The 19031-nt window shown below is 40.9% G+C and carries 17 protein-coding genes and 1 riboswitch (1 of these 18 cut by a window edge); of the genes, 10 read left to right on the top strand and 7 right to left on the bottom strand.

Translation table 11 applies throughout. The features are described from left to right. Positions 1-10 precede the first annotated feature (10 nt). Positions 11-907, bottom strand: a complete 897-nt coding sequence (locus tag LEP1GSC185_RS18575) for a porin OmpL1 (protein ID WP_008593180.1) — start codon at positions 905-907, stop codon at positions 11-13. A gap of 342 nt (positions 908-1249) precedes the next feature. Further along, positions 1250-1342, top strand: a riboswitch (TPP riboswitch). 114 nt (positions 1343-1456) lie between these two features. Between LEP1GSC185_RS18575 and thiC the strand changes: the two genes are divergently transcribed. Both thiC and LEP1GSC185_RS18565 read left to right on the top strand, forming a co-directional pair. Then, positions 1457-3046: a phosphomethylpyrimidine synthase ThiC gene (thiC, locus tag LEP1GSC185_RS18570; RefSeq protein WP_008593083.1), complete on the top strand. Its 1590-nt coding sequence runs from the start codon at positions 1457-1459 to the stop codon at positions 3044-3046. Between the two features lie 51 nt (positions 3047-3097). After that, positions 3098-3832 (top strand): hypothetical protein, encoded by a 735-nt coding sequence (locus LEP1GSC185_RS18565; RefSeq protein WP_008593377.1) that lies wholly within the window; start codon positions 3098-3100, stop codon positions 3830-3832. 75 nt (positions 3833-3907) lie between these two features. Here LEP1GSC185_RS18565 and LEP1GSC185_RS18560 read toward each other — a convergent pair whose 3' ends face one another. Then, the gene (locus LEP1GSC185_RS18560) at positions 3908-4111 is read right to left on the bottom strand and encodes a hypothetical protein (RefSeq protein ID WP_008593165.1); all 204 of its coding nucleotides are present in this window, start codon (positions 4109-4111) and stop codon (positions 3908-3910) included. A 365-nt stretch (positions 4112-4476) separates the two neighbouring features. On the opposite strand from LEP1GSC185_RS18560, the gene LEP1GSC185_RS18555 reads away from it, so the two are divergent. Beyond that, on the top strand, positions 4477-5403 hold the full coding sequence (locus LEP1GSC185_RS18555) for a hypothetical protein (protein ID WP_010515932.1): 927 nt from the start codon (positions 4477-4479) through the stop codon (positions 5401-5403). On the opposite strand, the gene LEP1GSC185_RS18550 is transcribed toward LEP1GSC185_RS18555, so the two are convergent. The 3 genes from LEP1GSC185_RS18550 to LEP1GSC185_RS18540 all read right to left on the bottom strand — a co-directional run bounded on the left by LEP1GSC185_RS18550 (position 5395) and on the right by LEP1GSC185_RS18540 (position 9732). After that, positions 5395-7500, bottom strand: coding sequence for a PP2C family protein-serine/threonine phosphatase (locus LEP1GSC185_RS18550; RefSeq protein ID WP_008593381.1), 2106 nt, complete (start codon positions 7498-7500; stop codon positions 5395-5397). The genes LEP1GSC185_RS18555 and LEP1GSC185_RS18550 overlap by 9 nt on opposite strands. 62 nt (positions 7501-7562) lie before the next feature. Further along, positions 7563-8453, bottom strand: a complete 891-nt coding sequence (locus LEP1GSC185_RS18545; RefSeq protein WP_008593192.1) for a formylglycine-generating enzyme family protein — start codon at positions 8451-8453, stop codon at positions 7563-7565. Positions 8454-8574: 121 nt separating this feature from the next. Continuing rightward, positions 8575-9732 carry a hypothetical protein gene (locus LEP1GSC185_RS18540; RefSeq protein ID WP_008593420.1) on the bottom strand — a complete coding sequence of 386 codons (1158 nt, stop codon included), beginning with the start codon at positions 9730-9732 and terminating at the stop codon, positions 8575-8577. A 212-nt stretch (positions 9733-9944) separates the two neighbouring features. On the opposite strand from LEP1GSC185_RS18540, the gene LEP1GSC185_RS18535 reads away from it, so the two are divergent. From LEP1GSC185_RS18535 to LEP1GSC185_RS18515, 5 genes are all read left to right on the top strand, one after another. Then, positions 9945-10394, top strand: a complete 450-nt coding sequence (locus tag LEP1GSC185_RS18535) for a DUF2147 domain-containing protein (protein ID WP_008593319.1) — start codon at positions 9945-9947, stop codon at positions 10392-10394. Positions 10395-10452: 58 nt separating this feature from the next. Next, positions 10453-10902, top strand: a complete 450-nt coding sequence (locus tag LEP1GSC185_RS18530; RefSeq protein ID WP_008593141.1) for a DUF2147 domain-containing protein — start codon at positions 10453-10455, stop codon at positions 10900-10902. A gap of 143 nt (positions 10903-11045) precedes the next feature. Further along, a complete protein-coding gene (locus LEP1GSC185_RS18525; protein ID WP_008593177.1) occupies positions 11046-12560 on the top strand; it encodes a M14 family zinc carboxypeptidase in 1515 nt (504 codons plus the stop codon). 1 nt (position 12561) lies between these two features. Further along, positions 12562-13485 carry a DMT family transporter gene (locus LEP1GSC185_RS18520; protein WP_008593278.1) on the top strand — a complete coding sequence of 308 codons (924 nt, stop codon included), beginning with the start codon at positions 12562-12564 and terminating at the stop codon, positions 13483-13485. A gap of 82 nt (positions 13486-13567) precedes the next feature. Then, positions 13568-14797 (top strand): hypothetical protein, encoded by a 1230-nt coding sequence (locus tag LEP1GSC185_RS18515; protein ID WP_008593405.1) that lies wholly within the window; start codon positions 13568-13570, stop codon positions 14795-14797. 2 nt (positions 14798-14799) lie between these two features. Here LEP1GSC185_RS18515 and LEP1GSC185_RS18510 read toward each other — a convergent pair whose 3' ends face one another. Then, a complete protein-coding gene (locus LEP1GSC185_RS18510) occupies positions 14800-15717 on the bottom strand; it encodes a hypothetical protein (RefSeq protein ID WP_008593357.1) in 918 nt (305 codons plus the stop codon). A gap of 108 nt (positions 15718-15825) precedes the next feature. On the opposite strand from LEP1GSC185_RS18510, the gene LEP1GSC185_RS18505 reads away from it, so the two are divergent. Both LEP1GSC185_RS18505 and LEP1GSC185_RS18500 read left to right on the top strand, forming a co-directional pair. Beyond that, positions 15826-16905, top strand: a complete 1080-nt coding sequence (locus LEP1GSC185_RS18505) for a hypothetical protein (RefSeq protein ID WP_232298473.1) — start codon at positions 15826-15828, stop codon at positions 16903-16905. 96 nt (positions 16906-17001) lie between these two features. Next, positions 17002-18576: a methyl-accepting chemotaxis protein gene (locus LEP1GSC185_RS18500; RefSeq protein WP_008597407.1), complete on the top strand. Its 1575-nt coding sequence runs from the start codon at positions 17002-17004 to the stop codon at positions 18574-18576. Positions 18577-18666: 90 nt separating this feature from the next. Here the strand turns inward: LEP1GSC185_RS18500 and LEP1GSC185_RS18495 are convergent, their stop codons facing one another. Further along, positions 18667-19031, bottom strand: partial view of a carboxymuconolactone decarboxylase family protein gene (locus LEP1GSC185_RS18495; RefSeq protein ID WP_008593087.1) — the 3' portion only. It continues 76 nt past the right edge of the window; 365 of the gene's 441 nt are visible here — the last part of the coding sequence; the start codon falls outside the window, past its right edge — the gene reads right to left on this strand; it ends in the stop codon at positions 18667-18669.

Below are 19031 nucleotides of genomic sequence, written 5' to 3'. Positions count from 1 at the left end.
AATCTAAGAATTAGATTTCGTGTTTGTATCCGAATCTGTATTGGTTTCCACCAAGAACTTGAGGATAAGCAACGGAAGGCGCTAAACCTTGCGCTCCACCCGCTGATCTTGGGTGACCGATACCATATTTGAAAGAGAATAGAGTTTCAACTTCCATATATAGAGAACCTTTGTCGGAAATTTTAGTTTGAGCTCCGATCAACCAGTTTGGAGCAACTCCAGAAACTTGGAAGGTAGTTTTTTCCCAGTTTGCAGAAGGATCAGTTCCATCAGCAACAAGTCCTAAGATAGTGGTGTTAGTAACACCGGCTCCAACAAGAGCGTTATGAACGTCGTTCAAACGGTTGCTTCCTGCTAAGCTCCATCCACCGTTAAAGTAGTGAACCCCTGCTCCAATGTAGAAAGCAGTGTCTTCAGTAACGGAAAGTTTGATACCTACGTTCACTGGAACTTGAATTGCATGGTAGTCCCAAGTAATATCATAGAACCCTTGGCCTAAGAATTTAGCGGAAGTATCTCCACCCATAACTTTACGAGTGTAGTGTGCGTTAACTCTCCAGAAGAAAGCTTTTCCGAAATCTTGCTCATATCCTAAGGAAAGAGTAAGTCCAGTCATTGCACCGCTGGTTTTAGCGCTGATTAATCCGTTTGTGGTGTGCTGTAAGCTTAACAAACGGTTTTCAGGAATGATTGCACGACGAGGAAGAACCCCTGCTTGAGTTCCAGTGGAGTCAGTTGTTTTATAACTTCCAGATGCATCCAAACCATCAGTTGCAATTGTATCGCCCAATGATCCAAGGTCAAATTGGAGACCGAGGCCTCCAGTGATGTAAGACTTTGCGCTTAAGCCGAATGAAGAACAAAGTACGGCGAAAACTAGCAAAGCTTTCGTGATGTTACGAACCATTTAAATAGCTCCTTAAACTTTTCGTATAGTAGAGTGGTTTTTCACCTGGACCATTTATGTCTATAGCGGGGCCCAAGCATTGGACAGGACAATATCGACGCGGACTTGGGTGTCAAACAGATATTCTGGATAAAATAAAAAAGTCCGTTATATCAGATTTTATTTTGAACATTTGTTGTAAAAAATAAACATTCACTTCCTCGTTCGTGAGAGGACTAACATCCGTTCGCTAATTTTGATTTTTAAAGCTTTGAGAAAAATCAGTGAATTTTCTCTCACGAATTCGGATGGGAAGTTTCGGAAAAACTCCTTGCAAGACTAGAATTTAGGAATCCAATGGAGAAGAACCGTTGGGGGTGGGACCAAAAGTCTCTGAGAGAGTCCCCGGAACCTGATCAGGATAATGCCTGCGAAGGGAAACGGAAAAAAACAAACATCCTAGACTAGGTCCGCGAAAGATTATAAATTTCGTATGGAACTTTTTCTTGGGTCCTTTTTCTTTTCCTCTTTTTCAGATTCCGGAATTTTCCCCGACATGGGAGAAACACTATGGAATCCAATCAAACTACTACTCCATTCGAAATTCCTCGAAAAGAGATACGATTAAGCAACGGATCCGTTTATAACGCTTACACTACAGAAGGTCCTTGGAAAGACGGATGGAACCCTTCCGACTGGAAGGCAGGAATCCCTAAACTTAGGGCGGAATGGATCCAGAGAAGAGTTTCGGGTCCTTCTCCAGTTCAAAATCATTCTCAAATGTATTTCGCAAAACAGGGATTGATAACTGAAGAAATGAAATATGTGGCACTCCGAGAAGGAATGGATCCTGAATTCGTGAGAAGTGAGATTGCCAGAGGTAGGGCGATCATCCCTTCCAACAAAAACCATCCTGAACTGGAGCCGATGATTATCGGCAAAAACTTCTTAGTGAAAATAAATGCGAATATAGGGAACTCCGCTCTTTCTTCTTCCATTGAAGAAGAAGTGGAGAAACTCCGTTGGTCCATCAAATGGGGCGCGGATACCGTAATGGATCTTTCGACAGGAAAAAATATCCACGAGACTAGGGAATGGATCATTCGTAATTCTCCGGTTCCGATTGGAACTGTTCCTATCTACCAGGCTTTGGAAAAGGTAAAGGGTAAGGCTGAGAATTTAAGTCTTTCCGTGTTTCTGGAAACTTTGGAAGAACAGGCTGAACAAGGTGTGGATTATTTTACCATCCATTCCGGAGTTCTCCTAAGATATATTCCGATGACTTCCAAAAGAGTAACCGGCATTGTTTCTAGAGGTGGCTCCATTATTGCGAAATGGTGTTTGGCCCATCATCAGGAAAATTTTCTTTATACAGGTTTCGAAGAGATCTGCAAGGTAATGAAAAAATACGGAGTGTCCTTCTCCTTAGGTGACGGTTTACGTCCAGGAAGTATCGCAGATGCAAACGACGAGGCTCAATTCTCAGAATTAAGGACCTTGGGAGAACTCACTCAGATTGCTTGGAAAGAAGACATCCAAGTAATGATAGAAGGTCCGGGCCATGTTCCATTGGATAAGATCAAAGAGAATGTGGACTTGCAGATGGAAATTTGTAAGGAAGCTCCATTCTATACGTTAGGGCCTTTAGTAACCGATATTGCGCCAGGTTACGATCATATCACTTCTGCGATCGGCGCTGCGATGATAGGTTGGCATGGAACTGCAATGCTTTGTTATGTAACTCCAAAAGAACATTTGGGACTTCCGGACAAAGAAGATGTAAAACAAGGAGTGATCGCTTATAAGATCGCGGCTCATGCGGCCGATCTTGCTAAAGGACATCCCGGTGCAAAAGAGAGAGACGATCTCTTAAGTAAGGCGAGATTCGAATTTAGATGGGACGATCAATTTGCACTTTCCTTGGATCCGGATACTGCTCAGTCATTTCATGACGAAACACTTCCCCAAGACAGAATGAAAACCGCACATTTTTGTTCTATGTGCGGACCTCATTTCTGTTCTATGCATTTGACCCAAGAGCTTAGAAAATATGCGGAAGAGAAAGGAATTTCGGACGAAAAAGCCATGGAAGAGGGGTTCAAAGAAAAATCGGAAGAATTTTTAAATAAAGGCGGAACTGTTTACGTCTCCTCCGAGTAGCTTGACCTTTCTAAATAAATTTGGAATCCTGGATCGGCTGGACGGACTCGTATGAAACAAAACCTCGTTCAAAAAATTATTTTCGTATTCTTCTTATTGATCGCTCCCGCGGCTTTTGCTCAGGGAAACAACGAACTTGCTCCTGTTCCAGGCGAACTGGAACAGGCCGGTCGAAGAAGTTCCAGAAAGTTTTTCATCGGAGGTTTTACTGCAAACGGTCTGAGTTGGTTCGGTTCAGGTATCCAATTTTCTTCTAAATTGGCTACTTCTTTACAATGGCAGGAGCAAAGAGTGATCCAAAGATTCGATTTGGATGCGAACGGTGTGCAGTCAGATCTGTCTGGAATATTCACTCTTACAAATTCGGAAAAGATCCAAAGACAATTGGCGCTTCAAATGGAATGGTTCCCTTTTTCCGGCCCTTATTATTTTGCGGCGGGGGGAGGATTGGAAACTTATTCTGAAAAACAAAGAAAGACAGAGACCTATGTTCCGAGTGGAAATTATAGAGATTATGCTTGGAATATTTCTCAACAAAAACTTTTTCTTTCTGCGGGTGCCGGTTTTAGATACATTTTCACATCTGGATTTTTTATTCATGTAGGTGGAAATATTCTATTCTATCCGGAAAGAGGCACTCATGAACAACGGGGTTCCTATGGCACTAATACGAGCTGGGATTATAGACAATTACAAAAAGATTGGCAAGAACCTGAAAAAGAAGCTCGAACTCATCAGAATCCGTACGGCGCCCAGTTGCAGATCTTGTTCGGTATAGCGATCTGAAAATCAATTTATAGCTTTTTGTGCGGGCACAATTGTAAGCCTGCGAGAGCGATTATATTATTAATTTTTAATGTATTAGAAAGATTCGGAGTCTATTGTTTTGTGACCTATCGTGGTCTTAAATGTTTCGATCACCTTGGAGCATTCCCAAGCAGAAACATCGTATCCTATTGTTTGGAACCAATTTTGTAGAAAATTAGGATCTTCTTTTTGTATGCTAAGCACGAATTGAGGATGATTTGTTTTTTCCGTATGAATAAAATCTAAAAAAGTTCTCAAACTATTTCAGGCCCCTCTCCAGAGATTTTTATCTAGATTTAGCATCTGCAAGAAAAATATTAAGTAAATCGCGGAATATGTATTCCAATTTTATAATCTTCGAAAGGTTGGATTTCGATTAACAAAAGGTAGGGGTGAATATTTTTTTGGGTCTTTTTCTTGAATCAAGGGACATAATCTATTGTTTCGCTCAACGTGTTAAATCCTCCTACCTTGATTGGGGTAAGAACCGTTATCAAATTCTAAAATACTAAAATGGAATATTCATTCCGGAAAGAATCTTTAAAAAACCTTAATTATCACAAAAATTTCTTAGAAGAAATTAAATAAATGGTAAAAAAAAGAAAATTCTCTAATATGTGGCCATGCAAAGGCTTGATTTCGGTCTTTCGGATAACCCCGGAGAGGCGGAGGAATTCTGCAAGTTACTGAATCGTTCCGCTTTAAGTATTTGTTATGGATTGCCAATTTCGCTCAGGACCGAGGCGGTCTTATTTTTATATAAATATTCCCAAAATAGCATAACGGAAGGATTTAATTTTTTAAGAAAATATTATAGTCCGAGTTATTCTATCTTATATTGGATTAATGAATCCGCACATGGATTGCCCTGGGAAAATCCTTGGTTGACCTTGCTTTTGGAATCCCATTCTTCTGCATTATTACTTCATTCTCTTGACGACCATTTAACGGACGGATCTTTAAGAGCGAATCATATCATTCTGCAACTTAGGACCGAAGCTTGGACAAGATATGCTCAATCCAGTAAATTATTCGGCAGAGAAGTGCATGACGGCGTTTTGATCGCAGAGGAATTCATCGACCGATACTTCAAGTCCATAGTAAATCTGGGAATTGCGGAAAGTTTAGAGGCTCATCTTTCCAGATTTTGTTCTCAAATCGGGATTTGGTCCTTACAACCTTACTTACTTGCTAGGTCTTTTTTTTCCAAGGACCAAGCGGAACTCGTGAAAAGAATGTACGAATTCTTCGGTATAGCTTGGAGGCTTTTGGACGATTATCAGGATTTAAATGAGGATTTGGAGAACGAAGATATTTCCTCAATGATCTATTTTCTTCCGGAAGACAAAAGGCAAGATTGGAAAAGGAGCAAAAAAAGGGAAACTTTAGGGCTTTTACAAGAGATCCAGTTGGAAAGACAGATCGGCGATCTAATTAATTCTTATTTGAACGAAGCTTCCAAGCTTGCGGAAGATTTACATTTACCGAAATATTCAAACTCCTTGCTCTCCTTAAAAATTACCGAGCCGGCGGTGCGTGAATTAACCTAAATACTCCAAAACTAATAACGCCATATCGTCTTGGTTCTGGAATTCTCCTTGAAAAGACTGAACTCCGCGGATAACCGAATCGCATAGTTCTTCAGGCGGTCTAAAAGAATTTTTTCTTAGCAGATCGGATAAACGATCTTCGCCAAAAAATTCTCCTTCTGTATTTCTGGAATCAGGAATCCCATCTGTATACAATACTACTTTATCTCCAGGCAAAAGATCCACTGATTCCGTTTGGTAAGTGGTTGGGATCGCCTCGTAGATTGCGACTCCTTTGGGTCTGTAAAATTCTACAACTCCACCTTTTCTTAAAACTAAACATTCTGGATGCCCAGCGTTTGCGATCAATGTTTTGCCTGATCTTAGATCCACCGTCACTAAGGTTGCTGTGATAAAATGACCGTCCAATTTTCCTTCAAATTGATTACGAATATGTAATAGAAGAGAAGATGGGTCCTGCAGAAGAATGGACCAGTCTCCTAAGGTCATTTTTAGCATGGATGCTAATAATGCGGCGGAAACCCCATGGCCGGTCACATCTCCGATGAACATTCCTAAGGAGCTTGTGGAAGGATCGTAGATCACATCCAATAAGTCTCCGCCGATCTCCATCATCGGTTTGTATCTGTAGGAGATTCTTGCATTTGGTATTACGGGAAGTTCTCTAGGTAAAAGTGCGTTTTGGATCTTTCCCGCTATCGACAAGTCCTTGGCTAAAATTCTTCCTTTTTGTACAAGTTCCGCTTTTTGAAGCTCTATAATTTTAGTCCTTTCTTCTACCTTTGTTTCCAAAGATTCGTTTAAGGATTTGAGTTTGCCTTCCGATTTTTCTAAAGCTCTAAAAACTTCCGCATATCTTTTGGCGAGAGCCAAACTGAAAAGTAATGTTAAGACTAAAAAGCTTTCGTTTACCCAAGGCTGGATTTGGCCGAAACCGGCAAAACTCAATACAGTATAAAAAGAAGATACAGCGACTAAAATTAGACCCGTCACCACCCATCGAAATGAAAGAATACTGCTCCATCTATATCTGAAGAAGATATACAATGTATTCAAATAAAAGAATACTAGTATGACTAAGAATATATGAAAAGCGATCTTTCCGAAATATTGATGTCCTCCTGTAAGTCCATATTCTAGAGATGGCCATATGGTCAGTAGAATAAAAAGAAATTGTAATGTTCTACCGGGAATATTTCTAGGTGCCTGAAAAATACCGATCGTGAATTCGTAAAATAAAATGGGAAGAAACGCTCCCAACGAATATCCGAAGATGACCCAAGTCCAGGGAGAATCCACAATGTATTGGAACCAGCCTTCGTAAGCGGGATACCAGATCGCCAGAGACAAATTTAAAAGTGAAAAGGAAAGATTGAATTTGTCTTGTGGCCTTCTGATATATATGAAAGCAAAAAAGAAGAAGGAAAAAAATTCCAAAGAGCTGAATAGAAGTACTCTTAGCGCTTTTACCAGGTAGACTGTCTGTATTTCCGAAAAACTACCTACAACAGGATTTTCCATCATGTTCCTAGGCCCGTTAAAAGGGAATAATTGTAGGGCTAATGTAACTTCTTCATCTTGAAAAGGAATGACTACGATCCTTGGTTTGGAGGAGTCTTCCGATTCTCCCGGAACGATCATCTGCTCTTTCCCTTCGGATTTTACTCCTAGATAGCAGCCGGATGGACAAAAAGGTATATAAGCAGAAAGTAATATATCTAGATCGTTCTTACTTCTCTTGACCGAATGAAAGAATACTAGAGAGGAATCGTTTCTTTTAGGATTATATTTGGAAATATCGGAGGGGGTGGCTAAAAACGATTCTATGTTATAGTCCGTTTCGCGGTCCTCAGGGATCTTGCCGGAAGGTTTATCTGGATTTTGTCCGGGTAAAACGGGAAAATGTCCGTGGAAAAAATTTCCGGGAGGGATTTCTGCAAATTCCCAATTAGAAATTATATAAGGACTCTTGTCTTGTTCCCATATCGTAGATGGGACTTCCGTTCCTAGGATTGGAGTAGGCTTCGAAGATCCGCATCCTAGTAGAAGAACCAGCCAGACAGAAACGATAGGTCTCTTTAGATTTTTTATTTTCATTTCGCATAACCATTTTGGCTTCTTACGTTTGTTTATAAGAGCGCCGTCCGTTGTATAGCTTTTTAACCTGCGTCTTTCGCGCAACGGAACCCAAAATGATGGTACTCAGGGAAATTTTGGGGGACATGCGCTCTTCTTTTGGAGCCTCTTGCATAACTTGAAGGCCACCACCAGGATCCGCCTTTTAAGGTCTTTTTATCAAAACCGGGACAGTTATCTTCTCCTTCGCAAGGGCCTTTCGGATCTTTTCCACTGCATGCTTCTCCGCATACTTTGTAGTTTTCGGAGTACCAATCTTGGACCCATTCCCAGGAATTCCCGGCCATATCAAATAGCCCATACACCCCTGCGGGTCTGCTCCCCACAGGGGCCGTAGGCATTAAATTTGGAGGATTGATCTTTTTATACACGCAACCTTTTCGTTCGTCTTCTTCAATGACGGCTAACTTACAGTTTGCGGGTTTGTTTCCCCAAGGAAATAAATTTCCTTTTGGACCTCTGGCCGCCTTCTCCCATTCCGCTTCCGTCGGAAGTCTTTTACCCACCCACTCGCAGTATTCTTTTGCGGTATACCAACTTACTCCGAGTACAGGTTGTTTCGGTTTTAGATATAGATCGCCGTATGCGGGGCCTATGTAATCGCAGGTCCCATTGTATAGGCAGTCTTTACAGGACCCTTCTTCTATACATTTGCTGAAGTCCTCGTTTGTGACCTCGTATAGATCTATGAAAAAGTCGCTGAGATAAATTTTTTGTTCGGGGGCCTCGTCCGGATCGTGGGTATTACTTCCCCGGATAAAATATCCTTCCGGAATACATTGCATTCCTTTGATTTTTTTTCCGTAGCAGGGTTTGCTCGGGTCCGGAGATCCAAGTACATGAGGAGCGACCAGAAAGATTATGGATAAACATAAAATAATAAAATGGATCGGACGAAAGGAATATGAGTTCATCAAACCTGGAAGAGTCCTTTCCCAAAAGGATCTGTCCGGGTAGGTTCTTATGCAAGAGAAAAATTGACTCTGAAAAGCGGGCCTTCTTTCCAAAATCCGAAAGTTTTTGGTCCGGAAATTTTTAGAGAATAAAAAGCGGGACGCTGCAAGAGGAGAAGTCTAGATTTCCTTGTTCCGTAGAATTATTCCCATTTGAATCCGTTACAGTGTAAACATAGTAGCCGGAGCCACCGGAGAAGGAGACTGTTCCGGTTCCGGTCAGATCTCCGCTCAACGTGAAGGATACTTTTCCGGATCTAGGAAGACAATCTACGTATTTCCATTTCACGGGTTCATCTACTGAAACCGCTAGTGTGAAATTTTTCTCCACATGGACTACTTGTAAAGAACCCGCACTCCAGAGACGGTACCAAGATAAAGGATTAGAGTCGCTTCTATCCGCACCGTACTGCAAAGAACTTAAAGAGGTTACCTCATGAGAAAAGATGAGATCGCCACCGGAGTAACCTTCTCTCAAAACGGAAACGTCTTGCGAGTAAGAAGAAATTCCCGGAGAAGCTCCTGTTAGAATATTATTCCAAGTCATAGAGTAAGCTTGATTGGTTGTTGGAGTTCCTGCAGCGTACGAAAGTGGTGCTCCAGTTCCGGTTACTTTTACTGAAATTCCCTGGAACGAATTTTGGATCGTTCGATTTACTCCAATTTTCAGGTTCGTACCGTTTTGAACAAAAGGAGAGGAACCGGAAAGATTACTCCAAACATTTTCAGTCAGCCCGTCTATCACCCAATTGCTGAAAGGTAAAAATCTACAATTCCCGAATTCTTTAGAGACTAAGAAAGAAGAAGACGGATCATTTCCGTTCAATATATAATCTAAGAAATCGTATGCGTTTGTATCGGTAGAAAAAACTTGTCTGGAATAATTTCCTCCGCCCCAGCAGTTGAACGAAAAATTGTAAGCCTCTAATTCTCCGAAATCAGGACCTTTATTCCAAATACGATGCCCTAAAGCGCTGATCCTTTCGGGTAAAGTGATACGATTCCCTCGGATTGCAACAGATGCACCTTCTCCACTTAAGCCTTCCATAGAACCAGATACCGGATCCATGGCCGAGGTCAAAGCCTCTGCAATTTGGTCCCTATTTGTGAGTAAGGATAACGTGATCAAATCGTTTGTTTTGGAACTTTTATCTTCCTGCGAACAATAAAATAGGAAGAATGCGGAGATAAGGACTGATAAAAAAACTCGCAAATAGGGGAGAAAACGATTCGTAAACATACAGGAAATACTCTGAGAAAACTGGCAAAAACCGGCCTTCTCTTATAAATTAACCTATAAGACTGCATGTTTTTGCGTAAAACCCTATTTCTTTCCTGCAAAATTCGGGTTTTTGAGCAAAAAAAATGGTTCAAAGAATAGTTTGCTTGCTAGCTTCCAAAGAAGACTAAATATAACCGATTTCAATAGAAACGTTAAGGGGTTCATCAAAAATGAAAAAATCACTCGTTTTGTTTGTCGTTTTGGCGGCGTTTTTAGTCGGCGAATCCGCATTTGCTGACGCGCTTCCTGTAGTCGGAAAATGGAAAACCATTGATGACGAAGACGGTAAAGAAAAGTCCGTAGTAGAGATCTACGAGCAAGGCGGCAAAATTTACGGAAAGATCGCTAGCTTAAGAGATCCTTTAGATAAAGACGGTAAACCGAAAGTTTGCACCAAATGTGAAGGTGCGGATAAAGATAAACCGGTTATCGGCCTTGTTATCATCAAAGGTCTGAGCTTGGACGATGACGAATATACCGGCGGGACCATCATGGATCCTAACAACGGTAAAATATATAAATGTAAATTAAAAGCCACTGACGGTGGTGCTAAATTGAGCGTTAGAGGGTTTATCGGTTTTTCATTGATCGGTAGAACTCAAACTTGGCTTAAAAAATAAAATTCCAAGTAGCGGGGAGAATTCTCCCCGTTTATTTCTATATTAATGAGGTGATTTTATGAAGAGGATCAACGCAATATTCTTATTCGCTTTATTTTTTGCGGGAGCATTCGGTCTTTCCGCAGATCCAGCTCCAGTTACCGGAGTTTGGAGAACATTCAACGACGCAGGAACCAAAGAAGAATCTACGGTTGAGATCTATGAGAAGGACGGAAAGATTTTCGGAAAGATCCTGAGTCTTGTCGATCCAAACGATAAAGACGGAAAACCTGCTCGTTGCACCGAGTGTGACGGACCTGAAAAAGATAAACCAATCTTAGGAATGGTCATTATCAAAGGATTAGGACCTGACGGAGAAAAATGGGCAGGAGGACGTATCTTGGATCCAAACGATGGAACTTGGTACAAATGTAGCCTAAAAGCGACCGAGGGCGGAAAGAAATTAGAAGTCCGCGGTTATATAGGATTTTCCTTAATAGGTCGTTCTCAATTCTGGCAGAAAAAATAATCCAAAGATCATTTTCAATTCGGGGAAGGGCACTGCCTTTTCCCGATTTTCGATCTTTCCTTCCTTGTATAAGTTTTATAAATATTCCTTTTAAGAACCGAATTCTTTCTTTTCTTTCCGATTCGTTTTCCGAAATTTAAACTGTGACGGGCTTCTTTCGGGTCTTTCTACTCGTTTTTTTATTTTATTCTTCCATAGTTTCCTGTTCTATTCTTAGGGAAACTATTCCTTCGCGACCGCTGAACGACGGCTCTATTTCTATTCTTCTAAAAATTGATAAAAATGCCAGAGAAGAATTTGAGAGAGCGACTTCTTGGAAAGTTCCCTATACTTTTATCGAAAAGGATCATAGTTATGCAGTGATCCATAAGGATAAACTAAAATTGTATGGTTTTCCTAAAGAAGGGATCAACATCGCAAAAGGGATGCCATTTAAATATTATTCTGGAAATTATCAGGATTCCCTATCCGAATCCATCTTTGCGTTAGCTGATATTAAAAAAGGATATAAGGATAATATATTAAATTCTCATTATTTATACTGGGTGCATCGCTTATTTCCGAAACATACTCAATACAAAATAATAGGCAAGTCGAGTAGAGGAAGAGAGATACCTGCGATCTTACTTACCGATCCGACTGTTTCCGACGAAGATAAAATTTCAGTTCTATTCAATTGCGCTCATCATTCTAACGAAGTGGTTTCTGTAGAACATTGTTACGACGTGATCTATGAGCTATTGGCTCATAAGAAGAAGTATGGCGATATTCTCGCAAAATTAAAGATTTGGGTGGTTCCGATCGTTAACCCGGACGGTTCTCGTGTATTTTGGCATGAGAATATGTCTATGGGAAGAAAGAACGGATATCCCGGTTGGGGGCAGGTCACAGAAAAAGATAATCCTGGAGTGGATATAAATCGGAATTATCCGTTCTTTTGGGGAAAAACAAAATCGAATCAGACTTCATCCGTATCCAATAGCGTTTTTTTTAGAGGACCTTATCCTGGTTCCGAGCCGGAGACCCAAGCGATGATGAATTTAGCGGAGAAGGAAAGGTTTGCAGCTTCTATCAGTTATCACGCATTTGCAAATTGTATTTTAGTCCCGTACACGATAGACGGAACTTCTAACCCGGAGCCTGATCTGGTTTGGAGTTTGGGAAAAAGGATCGCTTCTTCCGTAGAAAGTAAAAATCCAAATCATAATTTTAGCGCTAAAAAAAATATCTACGGTGTGGATGGAGTAGACCAAGATTATTATTTCTTTAAGTACGGAACTCTTGCATATTTAATAGAATCTTCCCATTTGAATCCGCCTTATTCGGATGTTCCTAAAATTGTGGAATCTTTGAGACCTGCTTGGACAATCCTCTTGGAAGAAATTGCAGACGGAAGTAAACTTTATTTTAAGATCAAAGACGAACATGGGAATCCGATCGCAGCGAATATCAAATACGATAAAGTTATTTTTTACCATGGAGAAGTCAGAACTTCCCGTAAAGAAGATGGGATGTTTTTCCAATCCTTCCCGGGTATTCGCGGAATTAAATTAAAAGTTGAAAAAGAAGGATATGAAACGGTCAATTGGGAAGGAACCACTTGGAGATCCTGGAAGGCAGTCGATATAGTTATGAGGAAAAAAGTCCCGGCTCAATAGGATGAACAGATACAAAAACGAGGCTGCCTTAATCTTTTGCACTTTGATATGGGGCGGGACCTTCACCGCAACAAAACTGAGCTTAGTTTCTATTTCTTCCTGTTTATTTATCGGGATCAGATTTGCGATCGCAACATTCGTTTTCATAATTTATATTCTTCTTAAAAACCGAAAGAATCCCGTATCCTATCCGGATTGGAAGACAAACAAGCATATATACTTTTTAGCATTCCTATTAGGTTTCTGGATGTTTATGGGATTCGCATTCGAGACGGTAGGATTAAAATATACGACCGCTACTAAGTCCGGATTTTTAACCGGAACCCTGGTGGTCATCACTCCAATCTTACAAACTTTGTTTTTGAAACGTATGCCCAGTTCCGGAAACCTGCTGGGAGTGATTGTAGTAATGTTCGGTCTATTCTTCCTTTCCGCCGAGTCGGTGGGAGAAGATCATAAACTTGTAATATCCTATCATCTAGGCGATGTTCTCACGTTAGGTGGAGCATTCTTCTTTTCTTTATACATTATTTATGTAGATAAAGCGAGTAAGTCTTGTCCTTTGGACATTCTTCTTTTGTCCCAAACATTGGTCACAAGCGTATTCGCTTTTATTTTAGCGTTCGTCTTGCATTGGTCTGAATTCGAACCTTTGTTCATTAAAATGGATTCCAGGGTAATGCCTGCATTATTTTATAACGGTTTGATCTCTTCTGTGGGGACCACATTTTTACAGACAAAATACCAAAAGGGGATCTCTCCCACTAGAGCGGGCCTGATCTTTTCTTTAGAGCCTGTATTCTCTGCTATTCTTGCCTATTTCACTTTGGAAGAAAGATTGGATGCAACCGGTTTGATTGGGTGTAGTCTGGTGCTCACCGGCGTTTTGTTAGCCGAACTATTGGGAAGAGAAAAGAAATTCTAAACCTATTTTATTCTCCTTTTTAGTGAAAATTGAGCAATTTTTTAAGCCTCGGTTTGTCGTATAAAAGCTAGGAGTACTTGCCATGAGGCGTATTTATTTCATTATATTCTTCTCCTCTGTTTGGGCTTGTAATCAGGCTAAATCAATCGATATAGACTCCGCAAAATCGCCTATCGGCCTCCTTATGGATATTAGTATCTCCGAGGCGATTAATGGAAGAGATGCCGGGCCGGAGTATATGGCAGCTGGAGATAATTGTTCTCTTTTTACCTCTAACAATGGGATAAGTTGGAATATACTACAAGGTGCTTCCACTCCGTTTGCGAATTGTTCCGGTGGAGTAATCTATGGATTGGCTCAAGGGAACGGAAGATGGGTGGCAGTCGGGACCTTGACGAACGATTACCTGACTTTTGCGAACAATTGTGGTCTTTGGAGTAGTGCGGACGGTGTGAACTGGGTAAGACATATTTGTCCTAGTCCAAATATATTGAGTTTTTCTAATACTCCTCTTAGATCAGTAGTATTCGGTAACGTGGGAGGCGTCGGAATGTTCTTTGCTGCTGGTCATAAAATGGGAGTCTCCGCAAATGAAGACTACTATGGACTGGTCAGTCTGGATGGAATGAACTGGGCTTTCAAAAAGTTAGGTCCCACTCCTACTGTGGATGGCGGTTTGATGACCACTTGTTATTTGGAAATAGACAATGGTGTAGCAAGATGCTCGGGAGAGACCGGTTCTTATTCAGATGCGATCTTAAAATACAATTCTTCTTCCGGGGTTTGGGTGGCGGATGCAGATCTTCCGAGTTATATGGGCTATGCAGCATTTCCGGATTCGCCTCCAAATTATAATCCGAGTACTTCCTGGTTTTACGGAGGACCGAATCATTCCAGATTTACGTTCGGGCAGGGCGATAGCGCAAATTACATAAACCGAAAGTTACCCGGTGGGGATTGGGTAGAAGTAGCCACGAACGTACTTATGGCTCCCTATACTTACGGTCTTTTATTGAATTCAGCTGCATATAAAGGAAATTTAATAGTGGCATTGGGTGATGCTTGTACTTGGATGAATTCGACGGATGCAGGAGCTAACTGGACTCCATACGCTTCTATCGGAAGCTGCACTTATGATAATGGAATGCCTGATTTTTTAAGTGTAACTTATAATTCTTATGTAAAACAATTCGTTGGGGCGGGAAGGTCCGGAAGAGTCGTATATTCCGAAACAGGATTGGAGCCTTCTTCTTGGACCGTCTTGGAGACAGGTTTTAGCGGAACGATCAATACGCTAATCTCTAAACCTTAATTCTATTGAGTATGATTTTCTGAACTTAAATCCTGAACTGGGATAGGGATCTTTGCATTGATCGCAGCTTCTTTGGTTTTAGGATCTAATCTGAAAAGTTTTTTGATAGCGATATCCTGCCAATAACGAGATCTATTTTCTTTAATAAATCTTTTTAGAAAATGGATCTCTGCTCCTTTCGGGCTTACTTCCTCTTTGCCGTAAAATTTATTTTTGAAATCAGAGATAAGGTTAGGATTTTCTTTGAGATAAGTGTCTATATTAGTCAGAATGTAAGTGCCTGTATAAGGACCACCGTAGGAGAAATTAATTCCTTTCGGATGTGCGATAAAATTCCCGACAAATCTGATCTCTAAGCCTCCGGGATTGTAGAATGAAAATTTAGATTTTTCTAATGGATCGTATTCTATCGGAATGGAATTAGTGTGAAGAACGGTATAAGTATGTGTTTGCACATGCCCGTATTTGTTTACTGTAGTGTAAGTATGAGTCGTAGTATACGTATAGGAGGCGCTGTCCAGTATTAAGGATTGATTTTTAGGCAATCTGGTAACTACGAAATATCTGGGAGCTCCTTCTTCGGATTTTCCTAACTGCAGTTTTTTGACCCATATAAATCTGTAATTTCCATCTCCTTCCATTTCTTTTCCTGGATCTTCTAAATTGATACGCAGAGAATTGCCTTCGATAGAAGAAATATGAGTCTCTTTCGGAACGGACTCTTCTACACCTTTGAATATCCCATTTGAGATACCGCCTTTAGCAACTACTAGCCCGAAGGCTATTAAACCTTCTTCCCCGGGTGTAGGCTCTTCTAATACCGGAAATGTTTTTAGACAACCTAAGCTTAGGGAGGATACGCAAAGTATGAGTAGGGATCTAAATCTCCAATCCATTGTTTCCATCTTAAAGGATAGCATTACTTATTCAATCCGTTTTGTTAGTTGACTTGGATTGTATCGAGAGAAGGAATATTCTTCTTTATATTCATGAAGCGAAACATTCGGACAAAATTCTTTTTTTTATTTTTGATCTGCATCCTTTCTCCAATTTCTAATTTTGCTTCTCCCCTAAAGACAGATTTAGACGAAGATGTTCTGAAAGAGATCCGAGATCATTATGATTCCGGACAGAAAGCGAACAAGTTTGATAGGGATTTGGGAGTCCCTAAAACTCCTAAGGCCAGATTTTTCTCCATACAACCTGGAGGAAGTTACGATTTTATTTCAGATCTGGATATCAGCGGAAGAGGGAGATCCGCTGCGATGACGACGGAGTCTCAAAGACCGAATTTCTTTTTTGATATAAGAAGTAAGGATTTAAAGATCAACGAGGCGTTCGGGGTACAACTTTTATTTCATTCTGCCAGAAAGGAATTCGATAAACAATCTTATTCCGTGCCCGCACCTGATACCGGTGCTTCTTCCGATTCAAGTTCCTCTTCTTCCGGTAGCGGCACCACCGGCAAGAACGATAAAAATTCCGTTACAGCCGATCTTGGGACCAACGTCAAAGTGGATTACAATTATATAATACCTACGTTCTATTGGGGAAATCCGGAAGTGGATGGATTCCGTATGGGGTTTGGTTTCGGGCTAGCGGATATGAGAATGAGAGGGAATGTGGACTTTAGGGATCCGGGAGAAACGATAGGAAAAATGTACGGTGCAATGGGTGATCGTAATACATTTCTAGATACCTTAAGTTTTTTACAATTGAGTTCCGGTTTGGTGGATCTGAGAAAAGGAGATCCTATATTCAATTATCTTTTAGTAAATTTAAGCCAAGGAAACAATTTGGAATTGATGGGTGCTTATCTTGCCAGCCAAGGCACTCATTTTTCCACGGATATAATATCGCTTTTAGTTTATGCGAATTTGCAGGATAAATACAATCCTTTGGAATTATTGGCTCTAAGTGCATTGTCAAGGACCAGCATCAATACTAAAGATAAGCAAGTTTTCGCTTATATGATCTATGTAGAAACGCCTAAATTCGGGTTTGTAAAAGCCAGGCTTAGTTGGCATGGACCGTTGTTCAAGGATTCAGGATATACGATCCATATGAGCACGTTGGAACTTGCCTTGATGGTCCCAATCGACTTTTAATTCTTCTAAATTAGATCTGTATAATATCCCTGCTTGACACTCGGTCGATTTGAGACGATTTTGGGTCAAGAACCGAAACCGCCTAACCGAGGGATAATGAATAGAAATTTGGAATTAGAACGCCAAGGTGAAGTCGCCGCAAACTATCTGCGGATTTTTTTAACCATAGTTTTTATTTTCGGGACCGCGTTCGGATTAATATGGAAAAGCGGGATCCAAGCGGTTTTAGGATATTATATCGGCGGGATCATAGCGTATTCCTTTATCATCTTCTTTTCCATTTTTGTAATGAAGTTTTTCGGCTACAGACCTTGGCTAAAATATGCTACGGTTTTCATGGAATTTATAGGTTATGCGATCGTGCAGGCAGGTTATTTCGGAACGGAAGACCAATGGAAACCGAATGGGATCTTGAGTCCCGCTAATTATGGAATTTATTTCTTAATTCTATCCGGCACCATCTTTAGGTTCAACCCTAGATTCACATTTATCACTTCCACTGTTCTTTCGATCCAGTTCACCGCAATGGCGTTAACGCTTACCGTTCTGAACCCACAACTTCTTACCATGGGTTACGAAGGAATGATCCGATTGAGGTCTCCTCTGGTAATTTTAATGGGAGTATTTTTATTCGCATTCGGAGTTACCATTTCTTATGCGACCAAGTTCGTAAGAAGATTAGTAGAAGAAGCCCAAAATGCGGAAGAAAGAGCCATTCGAAATTATACATCCGCAAAAGAGATCTTACAAAGTTCCGAAACTGTAGCGGAAGAACTTCGCAAATCTCTAATAGATGTAGAGGATGTCGCTAGAGCAAACGAAGATAGCAGTCGCGATCTTGCAAGTATGGTAGAGGAAACATCCGCCACTCTGGAAGAGATGGGAGCAAGTATAGAATCTATCGCAAAGATGGCGGAACAGCAGGACGAATTCGGGGACGATACTTCTTCTTCTATAGATAAATGGAAGGACCAGATGGTAAGAGTCTTTGAGGCGGTATCATTTGCCAGAAGTTTGGGAGAAGGCTCGGCTGCCACCGCGATCGAAGGAGAGGGCACGGTCCGAGTAGCATTGGATGTATTCTCACAATTTAAGGGCACTGTCCAGGAAGTGAGTAAAATATTAGGAGTGATCCAGGATCTTGCAGGAAAAACAAATTTACTTTCTTTGAATGCAGCTATCGAAGCGGCAAGAGCGGGAGAAGCTGGAAAAGGATTCTCAGTGGTCGCGGAAGAAGTAAGTAAGCTTGCGGACTCATCTTCCAGAAATGCAAAAGAGATCGTAAAGCAGATCGGCGCCTTAGGAGAAGCTTCCGACACAAGTTCCGAAAAATTCGGGGAATTGGTGCAAGCGTTTCGAGAATTAACTTCAGGGATCGGTTCTATCGGAGAAGCGCTAGCTCAGGTAGGGGACTCAGTGGATAAACAAAAAAGTCTTTCTACAGAAGTGGAAGATAAGAATAAACATATCCGTGATCTCGCTAAAGAGATGAAAAATTCTACATTAGAACAATCGAATGGGGCCAAACAGATACTGAATGGGATAGAATATCTGAGTAGAAGGTCCATGGAAATGTCCGAGATCACTGAAAAACTCAGAACTAGTTTAGAAAGATTAAAAGTAACTTCCCTGTCTTTGACAAAAACATTGGAAGCAACTAAGTTGGATTAAAATTCCGTCGGCACCCAAATAGGATTTCATACGCCCTCCGATCGAAAAACCGATCCAAGGCACGTATGAGATTTTAAATAGAGTCTAGTTTTAGTTCGGAGCGGTCATTCCGGTAGAGATCGCAATCCGATTCCAGGAGTTAATCGTGTTGATTACTACGACCAATGCTATAAATTCCTTTTCTTCGAAATGAGCTCTGACTCTTGTATATAGATCGTCCGGGACTCCCTTCTCTGAAATTTTAGTCACGTATTCCGTTAATTCCAAAGCGGCTCTTTCTTTTTCCGAATAATAAGGAGCCTCTCTCCAGGCATTCAAGAGATAGATCCTTCTTTCTTCTTCACCTAATTTTCTGGCATCCACTGTGTGCATGTTAATACAAAAAGCGCAACCGTTGATCTGAGAAGCTCTGATCTTGATCAGCTCATAAAGTTTGATTTCGATCCCTGAACTTT

The sequence above is a fragment of the Leptospira licerasiae serovar Varillal str. VAR 010 genome (genome assembly GCF_000244755.1).
In the GTDB taxonomy this organism is placed as follows: domain Bacteria; phylum Spirochaetota; class Leptospiria; order Leptospirales; family Leptospiraceae; genus Leptospira_B; species Leptospira_B licerasiae.
The sequence above is the reverse complement of the archived record's forward strand: the minus strand, read 5'-3'. Positions and strand labels throughout refer to the sequence as shown.

Excerpts from the sequence above, each read along its gene's own strand:
- LEP1GSC185_RS18575 (WP_008593180.1), bottom strand. The coding sequence starts at position 907 with ATGGTTCGTAACATCACGAAAGCTTTGCTAGTTTTCGCCGTACTTTGT.
- thiC (WP_008593083.1), top strand. The coding sequence starts at position 1,457 with ATGGAATCCAATCAAACTACTACTCCATTCGAAATTCCTCGAAAAGAG.
- LEP1GSC185_RS18565 (WP_008593377.1), top strand. The coding sequence starts at position 3,098 with ATGAAACAAAACCTCGTTCAAAAAATTATTTTCGTATTCTTCTTATTG.
- LEP1GSC185_RS18555 (WP_010515932.1), top strand. The coding sequence starts at position 4,477 with ATGCAAAGGCTTGATTTCGGTCTTTCGGATAACCCCGGAGAGGCGGAG.
- LEP1GSC185_RS18550 (WP_008593381.1), bottom strand. The coding sequence starts at position 7,500 with ATGAAAATAAAAAATCTAAAGAGACCTATCGTTTCTGTCTGGCTGGTT.
- LEP1GSC185_RS18545 (WP_008593192.1), bottom strand. The coding sequence starts at position 8,453 with ATGAACTCATATTCCTTTCGTCCGATCCATTTTATTATTTTATGTTTA.
- LEP1GSC185_RS18540 (WP_008593420.1), bottom strand. The coding sequence starts at position 9,732 with ATGTTTACGAATCGTTTTCTCCCCTATTTGCGAGTTTTTTTATCAGTC.
- LEP1GSC185_RS18535 (WP_008593319.1), top strand. The coding sequence starts at position 9,945 with ATGAAAAAATCACTCGTTTTGTTTGTCGTTTTGGCGGCGTTTTTAGTC.
- LEP1GSC185_RS18530 (WP_008593141.1), top strand. The coding sequence starts at position 10,453 with ATGAAGAGGATCAACGCAATATTCTTATTCGCTTTATTTTTTGCGGGA.
- LEP1GSC185_RS18520 (WP_008593278.1), top strand. The coding sequence starts at position 12,562 with ATGAACAGATACAAAAACGAGGCTGCCTTAATCTTTTGCACTTTGATA.
- LEP1GSC185_RS18515 (WP_008593405.1), top strand. The coding sequence starts at position 13,568 with ATGAGGCGTATTTATTTCATTATATTCTTCTCCTCTGTTTGGGCTTGT.
- LEP1GSC185_RS18510 (WP_008593357.1), bottom strand. The coding sequence starts at position 15,717 with ATGCTATCCTTTAAGATGGAAACAATGGATTGGAGATTTAGATCCCTA.
- LEP1GSC185_RS18500 (WP_008597407.1), top strand. The coding sequence starts at position 17,002 with ATGAATAGAAATTTGGAATTAGAACGCCAAGGTGAAGTCGCCGCAAAC.